Source organism: Chania multitudinisentens RB-25 (assembly GCF_000520015.2).
GTDB classification, from domain to species: Bacteria; Pseudomonadota; Gammaproteobacteria; order Enterobacterales; family Enterobacteriaceae; genus Chania; species Chania multitudinisentens.
This window is the reverse complement of the sequence record NZ_CP007044.2, coordinates 1,721,554-1,734,966: the sequence shown is the minus strand read 5'-3', so window position 1 is coordinate 1,734,966 and position 13,413 is coordinate 1,721,554. Positions and strand designations below refer to the sequence as shown.

11 protein-coding genes and 1 riboswitch are annotated in these 13,413 nt (G+C 54.2%); of the genes, 2 read left to right on the top strand and 9 right to left on the bottom strand.

Translation table 11 applies throughout. The annotated features are described in order from the left end of the window. Positions 1–15 precede the first annotated feature (15 nt). Genes Z042_RS07685 through Z042_RS07675 form a run of 3 tightly spaced genes read right to left on the bottom strand, consistent with a single transcriptional unit; the run spans position 16 to position 2,717 of the window. A complete protein-coding gene (locus tag Z042_RS07685; protein ID WP_024911263.1) occupies positions 16–510 on the bottom strand; it encodes a PTS sugar transporter subunit IIB in 495 nt (164 codons plus the stop codon). A gap of 9 nt (positions 511–519) precedes the next feature. After that, entirely contained in the window at positions 520–948 is a 429-nt protein-coding gene (locus tag Z042_RS07680) for a PTS sugar transporter subunit IIA (RefSeq protein WP_024911262.1), read from the bottom strand. A gap of 2 nt (positions 949–950) precedes the next feature. Continuing rightward, the gene (locus Z042_RS07675; protein ID WP_024911261.1) at positions 951–2,717 is read right to left on the bottom strand and encodes a class I mannose-6-phosphate isomerase; all 1,767 of its coding nucleotides are present in this window, start codon (positions 2,715–2,717) and stop codon (positions 951–953) included. Between the two features lie 217 nt (positions 2,718–2,934). On the opposite strand from Z042_RS07675, the gene Z042_RS07670 reads away from it, so the two are divergent. After that, positions 2,935–3,945 (top strand): LacI family DNA-binding transcriptional regulator, encoded by a 1,011-nt coding sequence (locus Z042_RS07670; protein WP_024911260.1) that lies wholly within the window; start codon positions 2,935–2,937, stop codon positions 3,943–3,945. 39 nt (positions 3,946–3,984) lie between these two features. On the opposite strand, the gene ygiD is transcribed toward Z042_RS07670, so the two are convergent. After that, positions 3,985–4,767, bottom strand: coding sequence for a 4,5-DOPA-extradiol-dioxygenase (ygiD, locus tag Z042_RS07665; protein ID WP_024911259.1), 783 nt, complete (start codon positions 4,765–4,767; stop codon positions 3,985–3,987). 224 nt (positions 4,768–4,991) lie between these two features. Further along, positions 4,992–5,645 (bottom strand): 3,4-dihydroxy-2-butanone-4-phosphate synthase, encoded by a 654-nt coding sequence (ribB, locus tag Z042_RS07660; protein ID WP_024911258.1) that lies wholly within the window; start codon positions 5,643–5,645, stop codon positions 4,992–4,994. Between the two features lie 114 nt (positions 5,646–5,759). Next, a riboswitch (FMN riboswitch) is annotated at positions 5,760–5,973 on the bottom strand. A gap of 128 nt (positions 5,974–6,101) precedes the next feature. On the opposite strand from ribB, the gene ubiK reads away from it, so the two are divergent. Continuing rightward, entirely contained in the window at positions 6,102–6,374 is a 273-nt protein-coding gene (gene ubiK / locus Z042_RS07655) for a ubiquinone biosynthesis accessory factor UbiK (protein WP_024911257.1), read from the top strand. Between the two features lie 28 nt (positions 6,375–6,402). Here ubiK and yjeH read toward each other — a convergent pair whose 3' ends face one another. The 4 genes from yjeH to Z042_RS07635 form a co-directional block, all read right to left on the bottom strand. Further along, complete coding sequence (gene yjeH, locus Z042_RS07650) at positions 6,403–7,656, bottom strand: L-methionine/branched-chain amino acid transporter (protein ID WP_024911256.1); 1,254 nt, start codon at positions 7,654–7,656, stop codon at positions 6,403–6,405. An 18-nt stretch (positions 7,657–7,674) separates the two neighbouring features. After that, entirely contained in the window at positions 7,675–9,105 is a 1,431-nt protein-coding gene (hldE, locus tag Z042_RS07645; RefSeq protein ID WP_024911255.1) for a bifunctional D-glycero-beta-D-manno-heptose-7-phosphate kinase/D-glycero-beta-D-manno-heptose 1-phosphate adenylyltransferase HldE, read from the bottom strand. 88 nt (positions 9,106–9,193) lie between these two features. Beyond that, positions 9,194–12,031 carry a bifunctional [glutamate--ammonia ligase]-adenylyl-L-tyrosine phosphorylase/[glutamate--ammonia-ligase] adenylyltransferase gene (glnE, locus tag Z042_RS07640; protein ID WP_024911254.1) on the bottom strand — a complete coding sequence of 946 codons (2,838 nt, stop codon included), beginning with the start codon at positions 12,029–12,031 and terminating at the stop codon, positions 9,194–9,196. A 40-nt stretch (positions 12,032–12,071) separates the two neighbouring features. Then, a complete protein-coding gene (locus tag Z042_RS07635; protein ID WP_024911253.1) occupies positions 12,072–13,379 on the bottom strand; it encodes a CYTH domain-containing protein in 1,308 nt (435 codons plus the stop codon). Positions 13,380–13,413 lie beyond the last annotated feature (34 nt).

The window sequence follows — 13,413 nt, the reverse complement described above, 5'->3', positions numbered from 1 at the left end:
TCCTGTCAGTCAGACTTACTTGAGTTTCTTTTTTGCCTCTAGCCAACTGAAATGACTGGCGTCCGGTACCAGACGAAATTCGATCCTGTGCCCGCGTTCGCTGAGAAAATCGAACGCTTCTGTTTCCGCGTGATTCACCGACTGATTCGGGCCAATGGTGATAGTTTGTGCCCGTGCGGACATTGGCCCGACATTGATTTTCTGGTTACGGTTGTTTAAGTCGATCCCCGCTTCCACCAGCCTGCGCAGCGTGATCGGCGATTTGCCGATCACGAAATACTGTTTATCGCTGGCAATCACCTTTGGCAGTTTTTCTATCGCCTGTACCACGGTAAATAACCACACCTTGGTATCCTGAATCGCCCCTTTCATCACCGATGACAACAGCGGATCTGCCGCGACCTCATCATCAATCGCCACAATCCCGTCGCAGGGCAGCTCTTTGGCCCAGCGGGTAATCAATTGGCCGTGGATCACCCGATCATCGATACGCACGAATGAAATCGCCATGGTGTCTCCTCAGAAATCGTCCTGTTGCACCGTTTCCACTGGCTGGGCAAAAACAATCGCTTCACACCCCTGCGCCACCAGCGCTTGTGCTGCCTGCTGAACGTCCGTTCCTTCCAGCAAATCAGCACTCATCAACAGCATCGGGAAATTCACTCCGGTGATGACGGCCATCGGCAGGCCCCCCTGCGGATCAAATGCGTGGCGGCAAACAACATTATAAGGCGTACCACACAGCAGATCGCACAGCACCAGCATGCCATCAGCCCCGCTTCCCACCCGCTGCAATTCAGCAGCAAAATCCTGCTTAAACGCTTCGATGCCGCCGGTATCACTCAGGCTGACGTAGCTGGTATGCGGCAGTTCGCCGTAAACCATGCGGGCGCTGGCCATTAGCGCTTCCGCCAGCGGGCCGTGCGAAACCACAATCACTTTCAACATGATTATCCCCTTACCCAGGCTTTGATGGTGCCCAAGGTGGTGCCTCGGCTAAGGCCATAAGGGCTGATGCGGTATGGCCCCACTGCCGCCGGGACGATAAAGGTTTCTGCGTAATGCACGATAAAAGGCGCAAAATGGCCTTCTGGGCTTTCGACTATTGCCTCTGCCCCTTCAACCAGGTTCAGCACGTTCACCCGCCCTTCCGTATGATGCAGCACCGGTTCACTAAACCAATGGCGACGGGTTTCGATAAACTCCCGTTCGTGCAGGCCGGTACGCTCTTCTTGCCAGCCTTGCCCCTCAGCAATCGGCTCAATACGGTTCACCAGATGTTCCTGTACCCAGGCCGTGTCACATTGCCAATCAATCACTTGCTCGCCATGCTCCAGATGCACCGGGCGCGGCAAGCCGTCCAGCCCCAAACGCCCCCAATCCCAGAGTTTGAAGGTGAAAATATAGGGCGTGGCGCTAATCTCCAGCACCATCGCACCAAAACCGGAGCAATGCACCGTCCCTGCCGGGATCAGGAAATGATCGTGCTGGCGTGCTGGGAGCTGGTTGACAAAGCGCCGATCGTCGAAGGATTTTTCGCCACGCTGAGCGGCCGCCAGATCGGCCATCATGGCCTGTGGATCGGTACTGGTTTTCACCCCCAGATACACCTTGGCTTCCGGTTCAGCCGCCAAAATGTAGTAACTTTCATCCTGAGTGTAATGCATGCCAAAATGCTGCTGGATGTATTCAGTAACCGGGTGAACCTGGAAACTGAGATTTTGCCCACCCATGGTATCCAGCAAGTCAAAGCGGATCGGGAACTCAGCACCAAAACGCGCGTGCACTTTTTCCCCCAGCAGCAGGCGGGGATACAGTAGCACTAAATCCTGTGAGGGGATCTCAACCCGCACGTCACCAAACCGCATTAGCAGGCTGTTTTCCTCGGGCACGCAGTCAAAACACCATGCATAGTTGGTTGCCGCCGGGTTGAGATCGAACTGTTGTTTCATCCACTGGCCGCCCCAAACGCCGGGATCAAAAAATGGCACTACGCGGAATGGCTGCTGTGTCACCTGCTGCAAACCGGCATGAAACGCCTCGCCGGCCACCATCTTGGGCACCCCTGGCTGATTGGTATCCAACACAAAAGCAGCACGCTGTAGCAGGGGGATTTTATGGCGATCAAATACCCGCCATTCAACAAAAAATGCCCGTTTATAACGGCGCAGCACATCTTCATTCATGTTAGCCGCACCCCAATTGCCCAGTTGCCCACGGCGGAAACGCTGCTGTATTTCCCAACGCGCCAGGTCGGCGTACACCAACACATCTCCATCGGCGATCAAGGCCGCTCCAGGCCCATACACCACCACCAGGCCACTTTTGATGGCAGTAATAGCAGTTCGCAAATGTTGCACCCGTTCTGCATCGAAAAATTCCGGCATCGTATGGCAGGACAACACACCAAATACCCGGTCATCCGTCAGATTACGTTCAATCATCGTATGGATATGGGGTTCGTCGAACTTGGCCTGCTCGGCATTCACAGCCAGAACCGGCTGCAATGGTTCAATCAGTTGTGATACCAGCTCGGCTAAATCCACACCGTGATAGCAATCCACCACCAGTACGGTTTTAGCCAAGCCCTGTGCCGCAATGTGAACAGCCAAAGCTTGCACAATATTTGGCCATTCCTGCCAGGCTGAGCGGTCAAACCCTTGCACCACCACTTCTGGGTATTTGTCGTAATTTATTTTGCGCTGCTGCCCAGACATGATCGGCTACCTATAGGCTAGAAACATGGAAAAAGATTAATCGATTAACCTTGATTTAAATAGACTGGTTAACGAGATTAACTTCAAAAAATGGGCAATAAGCGGGGTAAAACCAAAAATAATGTGATTTTAATCTCAAGTTATTTTCAATATTTATTAAATAAAGGTTAATCGTTATACTTTGATGGCAATATTAACTTTCCCAGCAGGATGTGAAATGAGCACCATAACGCTGGCCGATGTCGCCGCACGCGCGAACGTGTCCACCGCCACGGTATCCATGGTTTTGCGCAACCGTGGGCGCATATCCGATGAAACCCGCAAGCGCGTGCTGAGCGCCATTGATGAACTGGGTTATGTCTATAACCAGACCGCAGCCAATCTGCGCAACCGCAGTAGTAATCAGGTTGGCCTGCTGTTGCACGACATCACCAACCCGTTCTACGCAGAGATGACGGCCGGGTTGAGTCAGGAAATGGAACGCCATCAGTTGATGCTGTTTTTGGCTAACAGCGAAGAATCAGTACCCAGGCAGCAAAATTTTGTCGACTCGCTGTTGCAGAACAATGCCAGTGGCCTGGTGCTGTGTACTGCACGCCAAACGCCATCGCTGTTCTTTGAAACACTGAAGCGCCGTAAAATCCCATCGATTATGGTAGTGCGCCCGGTGGCAGACGCCCATTTTGACTTTGTCGGCACCGATAACTTTTTAGGCACCCAGTTAGCCACTCAACATCTGCTGAATCTAGGCCACCGACATATCGCTTTTATTGGTGGTTCGATAGATTCCACCGCCCGAGCACAACGGCTGGGCGGCTATACCAGCAAACTGGTAGAAAACAGTATTCCCGTAAACAGTGCATGGATTGTTCACAGCGAAGCCAGCCAAAGTTCCGGTGCTAAAATTGCAGAACAGCTGTTTGCCGCCCACCCAGAGATTACGGCAGCACTGTGTTATCAGGATATTGTCGCGCTTGGGGTGATGCAGGCTCTGCGCAAGCTGAACCGCCAGATTGGCCGTGACTTTGCGTTGATTGGCTTTGACGACATTACCGAAGCCTCTTTGGTGCAACCAGGGTTGACCACGGTTTCCGTCGCCTCACGCGAGATTGGCCGAAAGGCCGGGGAGTTACTGTATAGCCGTATTCAGGGCAACGATGAACCGCCAAAGCGCATCATTCTGCCCCCCTCGCTGGTGATCCGTGAATCCTGTGGTTATACGGCATAGATGAAAAGGGCACAGCGGCTCACTGCGCCCCGATCAGAGTTACCCTACCTGCACCGATAGCATGCTCAATGCCCCCATTTCGATGCCATCAACCGGGATTGAGATCGTTTCTTTGCCATCCCATCCACCCAGCACATACAGCAACGGCAAGTAATGCTCAGGTGTGGGGTTCGACAACGCCGCGCTTTCATGTTGCATGAAATTCACCAGCGGATGGTTATCACCCCGATAATCCAGGTTATCACGCACATATTGGTTAAATGACTCAGCCCAAGGATACGGGCTGGCATTTCCCTGCCATTTTACCTGTCTCAGGTTATGCACTACGTTGCCGCTGGCAACGATCATGATCCCCTGTTCACGCAGCACCGCCAGTTTGCGGCCAAGCTCATAGTGATACTGTGCAGGCTGAGTCCCATCAATACTCAGTTGCACCACCGGGATATCCGCCTGCGGGTACATTTTGATCAACACGCCCCAACTACCGTGATCCAATCCCCAGTCGTTCAGGCTGGCAGTCACCTCTGTCGGTGCCAGCACGCTTTGCAACTGTGCTGCCAGCTCCGGCGAACCGGGGGCCGGGTATTGAGTATCAAACAGCGCCTTGGGGAAACCGCCAAAGTCGTGGATGGTTTTTGGGTGCTCCATCGCCGTTACGGCAGTACCACGGGTATACCAGTGGGCAGAAACCGCAATAATCGCCTTCGGACGCGGTAATTGTTCACCCAACGCACGCCATGCCTGAGTGTAACGGTTTTCTTCCAGCACATTCATCGGGCTACCGTGACCAAGAAAGAGTGCAGGCATGCGAGAGGCCGTCATAAGTTATCCTTTGGTTAGCATAGTTACAGTCTGTGATATCCAATGAATTTCAGTTCGAAAGACATCAGGTATGACTACATTACGCCGTTTGCTTTACTGCGACAGCCGGATAACCATGATGATGATCTTCAATAAATTTGAATATTTCCAGATGCAAGGCTCAGTATGGGTCAGCGAAATAAAAAAAGCCGCGATATTCGCGGCTTTTCACTTCGTTCAGCCAATCAACTGGCCTGCTTTTCCTGCGCCTGACGGTAAGCCACCAGATCTTCGATGGTCAATACTAGCATGTCGTGCTGCTTGGCAAATTCGATCACCTCAACCGTATGCGCCATACTGCCATCGTCATTGGTCAGTTCACACAACACACCCGCAGGTTTGAAGCCAGCCATAGAAACCAGATCGATAGTGGCTTCAGTATGACCACGGCGGTTCAAAACACCCCCCGGCTGCGCACGCAGTGGAAATACGTGACCAGGGCGGTTCAGGTCGCTTGGCTTGGCGCTGTCGGCAATGGCTGCACGAATCGTTGTCAAACGATCGGCGGCAGAAACCCCCGTCGTCACACCCTGTGCCGCTTCAATCGTCACGGTGAACGCAGTCTGGAACTGGCTGGAGTTGTTAGTCACCATCATTGGCAGCTCAAGCTGCTGACGGCGATCTTCGGTGATGCAGAGGCAGACAATCCCGCTACCGTGGCGAATAGTCAGCGCCATCTGCTCAACGGTCATGGTTTCTGCGGCGAAAATCATATCACCTTCGTTTTCACGATTTTCATCATCAAGCACCATCACACCGCGCCCATTGCGCAATGCGTCCAGCGCGCGTTCAACGCGTTCAACCGGCGTGCCGAAATCTGAAAGTAGAGTCTGATTCATGGTAAAAAAACCTCATTAAAATTATGGATTACCAGAACCAGGGCGATCTTGAGGAGTAGCTATCACAATAGCTGAAAAAATAACGCAAGCAGGCATCATATGCCCGGCAGGTGCCGTTACTCTCTCCCATCCGGACTATAACCGTCGGCCCCGGAATCACACCGGATCTGCTGACCTCTAACCTGCTGCAAGCAACAGGCTGAGCGCTCGCGGGCTTTCACCGAATATCCTGCGTCTTGCAAGCCGCTGAGATTGCAACTTGAAATCCATGGGATATAAGAGATGATTTACCGCCGGTGGGGACTTTCACCCCGCCCTGAGAATAAGCCTGTTGACTATAACTCCATCACTGGCGTCTTTCAAGCTGCGGCGTTAGATGACGAGTATAGGTTTATCCGGCGAGCAACTCGCATTACACTAAGCCGTTAGCCACTCAATATCAGAAAGGGAAATGCCATGATTGACCCGAAAAAAATTGAACAGATTGCGCGCCAGGTACAAGAATCCATGCCTAAAGGCGTGCGGGAATTCGGGGAAGACATTGAGAAAAAAGTACGCCAGATACTGCAATCGCAGCTAACCCGTTTGGATCTGGTTAACCGCGAAGAGTTTGACGTGCAAACCCAAGTGCTGCTGCGTACCCGTGAAAAACTCGCCTTGCTGGAACAACGCATCACCGAGCTGGAAAGCAAGCTGAATGCCACACCGGTGGCAGTAAAAAACGAATAAGATGGCGCAAGGGCGCGCTGACGCGCCCTCAGAGCGTTTTGACCACCGTTTGCGGTTTGCGCGGCAGCACCAGCCAGATCAACACTAGCATCACTAAGGCATACAGGCTTTTCCAGCCAATAATCACCAGCAGCAACAGGCACAATATTGAGCCTATCACCGCCATTAACCGCGAACGCCCCTGCAAAATCCGGCAACCTGCCAGCATGCACAACAGATAAACCAGCACGAAAATCCCGTTGGCATATACCAACAAGGTATCAAGCGGCAGATCCAGGGTATAGATCAGCAAAGTGAAGATCAGGCAACACCCCACCACGGTGCTCAAGGCATTCACTGGCACCCGGTTGGCGGAAAGTTTTGCCAGTGCGCTGGCGGGCCTTGCCTGCGCCTGCGACCACACCAGACGAGCGAAACTCTGGGTATAGATATTCACGCTGGCAAAACACGCCAGATAACCAATGACGCAGGCAATCCACAGCGCATGCTCGCCAAATAGCTGCACCACTACCCCAGGTAACGAAGCCGCCGCAGCCCGATCTTCGCCATACGCATGGAAATGCAGCACCGCCACGGTACAGCCCCAGTAAACAGCGCCTGCCACCAACATGCCAAACAGTAGCGCGCGTGGGAAATCCCGCTCAGAATTGCGAAATTCGGTGGCAAGATGAGCAAATGCCTCCAGCCCGACAAAACACCAGAACATCACCGCCAAAGCATGAAACAGATTGGGAGGGGAAATATCACTCACCGCTGGCCAGGGGATCTGCGCCGGGGTAATCCCGCCTTTCCACCAGATCGCCACCACCAATGCCGCCACCAAAATGGCGATCAGCGTCTGGATATTGGCGCTGGAGCCTGCACTGCGCGTACCGAGCCCCCAAATCACCACCAACGTGGCAATTTGCACCAGAAGCAGGCCATTGCTGCTCCAACCAAACGCGGATTGCCAGAAACCCGAAGCAATTTGTAATGCCGCGGGTAACCCAACGGGGATCACCGAGAGAAACAGCCAGCCGGTCACCTTAGCCATACGCTGCCCGAACGCCATACCAACAAAGTGTGCCGCCCCGCCTGCGCTGGGAAAATGGCGACCTAACGCAGCAAAGGCAATAGCGATTGGGAATACCAACACCATCAGTATCGGCCAGGCCCACAGGCTATCGCTTCCCGCTACCTGCGCTGCCAGCGCGGGAACGGCAAACACCCCCGTTCCCAGCAACGAAGTGGACAACAGCCCAACGCCCTGCGCCAAACTCAGATCCTGTTTCAGTCCACTCACGGTAAACCTTATTGAGCGTTAACTCCGCCCATCCTTGATAGCTTTGATAATGTTGGTTGTTGATAAACCATCTTCAAAATTCAGCACTTTCACTTCACCGCCGTTAGCCCAAACTTCGGCGCTACCGGCAATTTCCTGTGGCTTATAATCCCCGCCTTTCACCAACAAATCCGGCAGGATATCGGCAATCAGGCGCTGCGGCGTATCTTCTTCAAACGGCACTACCCAATCTACGGCTTCCAACGCCCCCAGCACGATCATGCGGTTTTCTAATGCGTTGATAGGCCGCGTTTCCCCTTTCAAGCGTTTGGTGGATGCATCGCTGTTAACTGCCACGATCAGGCGATCCCCCAGCTTACGGGCATTGGCCAGATAGGAAACATGGCCAGCATGCAAAATATCGAAGATGCCGTTGGTCATCACCACTTTCTCGCCGCGTTGGCGTGCCTGCGCCACGGCTTTTTTCAGTTCGGCTTCGCTCATCACGCCAAAACCGGTTTTGGCCCGGCCACGAATCGCATTCTCCAGTTCGATGGGCGAAACGGTTGAAGTACCCAACTTACCCACCACCACGCCTGCCGCTGCGTTAGCCAGGAAACAGGATTCTTCCAGCGCATTGCCCGCAGCCAGAGAGGTAGCCAACACGCCAATCACGGTGTCACCGGCACCGGTGACATCAAACACTTCTTGTGCCTGGGTCGGCAAATGCAGCGGTGCCTGGCCCAGTTGCAACAGGGTCATGCCGTGTTCAGAGCGCGTGATCAACAAAGCGGAAAGTTCATAATCGGCCACCAGCTTCATGCCGCGTTTGACCAATTCCTCTTCATCCTTGCAGTGCCCCACAACCGCTTCGAACTCCGGCAAATTGGGGGTCAACAACGTTGCGCCGCGATAACGTTCAAAATCGGTTCCTTTTGGATCGATCAGCACCGGAACCTTCGCCGCACGCGCCAACGCGATCATCCCCTGCACGTGACTCAGCGCCCCTTTACCGTAGTCCGACAGCACCAGCGCGCCAATCTGCGGCAGCGCCTGCTGAATGCGCTCCAGCATAGGTTGAGGGTCAACATCAGAAAACCCTTCTTCAAAGTCGAGACGGATCAACTGCTGGTTACGGGAAAGCACGCGCAGTTTGGTGATCGTCGGATGCGTTGGCACCGAGACAAAATCGCAGCGGACATTGACTTCATTCAGCTTGGCGTTCAGCGCATGCGCAGCGTCGTCGATACCGGTCAGCCCCACCAGACGCGAATTGGCTCCGAGTGATGCGATGTTCATCGCGACGTTAGCCGCACCGCCAGGACGTTCTTCGATGGTATCAACCTTCACCACCGGCACCGGTGCTTCCGGTGAAATACGGCTGGTCGGCCCATACCAATAGCGATCCAACATGACGTCACCAACCACCAGCACACCGGCACGGCGAAAATCAGGCAGTGTCACTTTCATCCAAGGGCTCCAAACAAGTCATAAAATAGATTGGGCAGATATTATCATAGCGGCCGATAATAACCGGAAAAACTGCATATATTACTGGTTAACCTAGCCATTTTTCCCAACTGACGCGCACCTGATGGCGTTCAGCAGTAAACTGCTCGCTGCTGACCTTACTGGAATGTTCCTGTAGGGCCAGATGGTGGATTTCATCGCGCATGGTGACGTAAGCCTGTGTCAATGCACGCGCTTCCTCTTCTGGCATGATGTCGTAATTAGCCATCAGTTCAAAAATGCGCACGTTATCCGACCAGCGCGTCAGGCGCGGTTCAAGAGCCGCATAGCGTAACACCAGATATTGAGCGATAAACTCAATATCGGTGATCCCCCCTTCATCCGCTTTGATATCAAACAGTTCGCGCTGTTTATTACCCAAATGGTTGCGCATTTTCTCACGCATTTCGCGTACTTCCTGCTGTAGTTTTTCCCCCTCACGCGCTTTGCACAAGATCTCGCGGCGGATCGCCTCAAACTGCTGATGCAACGCGGGATCGCCATACACAATGCGCGCCCGCACCAGCGCCTGGTGCTCCCAGGTCCAAGCCTCGTGGTGTTGGTAATCAGCGAAAGCCTCAACGGTGCTGACCAGCATCCCGGCCGCACCAGAAGGGCGCAGCCGCGCATCCACTTCGTAGAGAATGCCGGAAGAGGTACGTGTGCTGAACAGGTGCATTACGCGTTGCGCCAAACGCAGATAGAATTGACGGCCATCAATACAGCGAGCGCCATCGGTCATCGCTTCCGGCGGGCAATCAAGCAGGAATACCAGATCGAGATCGGAACTGTAGCCCAGTTCCCATCCCCCCAGCTTGCCATAGCCAATCACCGCAAAACCACGCCCTTCCCGTTCATGCAGATGCGTCGGTTGGCCGTAGCGTGCGACCATATCATTCCACGCCTGCTGCACCACCGCATCAATGATGGCTTCTGCCAGATAAGTTAAGTGATCGCTCACTTTCATCACCGGCAACGCTTCGGCAATATCTCCAGCGGCAATGCGCAACTGCTGCGCCTGCTTGAACTGCCGCAGCGCTTCCAACTGCTGCTCTTCGTCATCTTCTGGCACCCGCAGGCGATACTGACGCAGTTCACTGCGATAAGCTTCCAGCGCCACCGGCTGGTACAGCGTGGCGGGGTCTAACAGTTCGTCCAGCAACAGCGGGTAACGTGCCAACTGGCTGGTGATCATCGGGGAGGCGGCGCACAGGCGAATTAAATGGCTGAGGGCTGCATGGTATTCCACCAGCAATTCCAGGTAGGTAGTGCGGGTAACAATACTCAATAATAGCTGTGTCAGGCGTGCCAGCGCGGTAGGAGCGTCGCTGCGCGGGCAGACCTCTGCCAACAGGCGCGGCATCAGGTGATCCAACACATCGCGGCCACGCGGGCCGATGGTGCGTTTGTCAACATCGTGACGGAATTCAGCGATGGTGCGCAGTACTTGGCGGCGCGCCTCTTCACCAAGATGCTGCGTCAGCGGAGCCAGTTCGTTTTCTTCCAGGGCGTCCTGCCACAGGCTGCAATAGTGCTGATAGTGGGGATCTTCGCCAACGTCTGGGCTATCGTCGCCGATCAAGTCATCAAATACCGCACGCACCTGTTGCATATGATCTTCCAGCGCAGCCAGCAGGTATGGCCAATCAGGCTGAGCCATTGCCCAAGCCAGACGAGCCTGATCCAATGCATCCTGCGGCAAGGTTTGTGTCTGTTGATCGGCTATTGCCTGCAACAGGTTTTCCAGCCGCCGCAGGAACAGATAGCTGGTGCTCAGAGAAGCCGCCTGTTGTGGTGCCAGCAGCCCCAGTTCGCCCACGGCCTGCAACGTAGGCAGCAATGAGCGCCCTTGCAGGCTGGGTTCACGCCCGCCCCGGATCAGTTGGAATACCTGGGTAATAAATTCAATTTCCCGGATACCACCGGCCCCCAGTTTGATATTGTCTTTCAACCCACGCCGCCGGACTTCACGGGCAATCATGCTTTTCATATTGCGCAGTGATTGGATAACGCTGAAGTCAATATAACGGCGGAAAACAAATGGCCGCAGAGTGTTACGCAGTTCCTGGCTGTAGGGATCTTCAGCTCCCCCCATCAGGCGGGCTTTCACCATCGCGTAGCGTTCCCAATCACGCCCTTGCTCTTGATAGTAATCTTCCAGCGCGGCAAAGCTCATCACCAACGGGCCGCTGTCGCCGAAGGGCCGCAGGCGCATATCCACCCGATAAACAAAACCATCAATGGTGTGCTGATCTAACACTTTAATCAGGCGCTGCCCCAAACGGGTAAAGAACTGGGCATTATCCAGTTCACGCCTGCCGCCTTGCGTCTGGCCGTTTTCCGGGTAGGCGAAGATCAGGTCAATATCCGAGGAGAAATTCAGTTCACCGCCGCCCAGCTTGCCCATTCCCAGAATCAATAATGGCTGTGGCACCCCATTGGCGTTACAGGGGGTTCCCCATTCACGGCAACAGGTTTGATATAACCAGTCGCGGGCGCTGACAATCAAGGTTTCTGCCAACACGCTCAATTGTTGCAGCGTTTCCTCCGTGGTACACCGTTGCTGCGCTTGCGCCCAGGCTATCCGTACCAGGCTTTCACGGCGGAACAGGCGCAAGACCCGCATCAACTGCGCTTCGTCACACACCTCTTCGAGCTCATCCTGCAACCAGGCCGCATAATGTTGCCACTCCCCCGCCACCGGCGGTTGCTGGCGTAATCTTTCCAGCCATGCGGGGTGGCCGAGTAACATGTCACTGACAAAATCGCTTGATGCCAAGACCGCCTGTTCCTCTGAACTGAGCAGCCCCCCGGCACCGTGAGCTTCCTGAAATCGCTGCACGATGTTTTGTGCCTGAACCTGTAACTCAGCAGAGAGTGGCAACATAGTGAATGACCTGTTTTATGGCCTGGCAGGCCGATGGAAATTAACGCACTGCACCATTCAACCAGAATGGCGCCTGTAACAAAGCCTGCTTGCGGCTGGCTTCATACCACCCTTGACGGCGCTCCGCGACCGCCCGTTGCAGCTCACGCCAGCTATCGATATACGGCACGGTTTCACTGTCTGGGTAAGCACCGGAAAGCAGAATGAACGCCAATACCTGGCGCGTCAAACGCGGCAATTGTTCCTGATATTCATCTGTGTTCAGGGAACCTGCAAAGGCTTCTTTCAATTCAGCAGCGCTGCGCCCCAGCATGATATCGCTGAAACGCTTGAACGAACCGCTCAGTTTGGCTTGTGCTTTGGCATCAATAAAGGGTTGCCATGCGCCAGTGACCAACCATGATGTGAGCGCCAACTTACATTGCAGGTACTCCGCGCTGTAGCACAGAGCCTGTGGCTCCGTATTTTTGTCATCCAACAAGGGTTCTAACACCGTTAAGCGAGTACGCAGCTCGGCACTGGCCTTGCGCGGCACCAAACCACCAAAAATCACCAATGCCTGGCGAATCAGCGCAATAGCTTCAACGACCGCACGGCGTGCCTGTTGGTCGCCACGTAACCACAGTTCTTCGTGATACTGCCAATGGCTCAGCGCCAGCTCAAAAGCCGCCACCATGCCTTGTTCCACGGTGGATTTGGCCGCCGGTTTCAACACCGCCAATGGACGACACTCGCGCATCGCATTACCCTGCGCCAGATGATATCCGCGCTCCGCTTTACTTTGGTTTCCTTGGCGTAATCCCCCCTGTTCCGCCAGGGCGGCTGCCAACGCCAGTAAATCGCGGGTTTCCCCTTTTTTCAGCTCCAACTCCACTTCACAGAGCACTTCTTTAAGTTCACCCGCGCAAACCTCTCCCTGATCGAACCCAATTTCAATCTCGCTTACACCGTGAGTGACCACCCACTTTTCACGCACAAAATCGGTGCGGAACAACGGTTGCAGCGCCTTTTGTAATTGGGCCAGTTTGCAATCCTGCGGCCAGATATCTGCCGGAAATTTTTTCAGTGCCAACACCGGCTTGCTAATGGCAACGTTGTATTCTGGCCGCTGATACAACCCCCCAACCACCGAACCCGCGGTTTTAATCGTCATTTCATAGCTGCCGTCGTAACCACGAATACGCAGCCCCATATCATGGCTGCGCAGGAAGTTATCGGCGGTTTCGAAATAAATATTGGTCAGCTTCTGCGGCGCTTCATGCTGATGCGGCCAGGCCGCTAGCCGCGCAGGGAATGTGGCCGCCGCTTCTGGGGAAACAATAAACTTCAGTTCGATTTCAACACTCATATTTCTTTTACACCAATAGGTTAGGCATTCACGT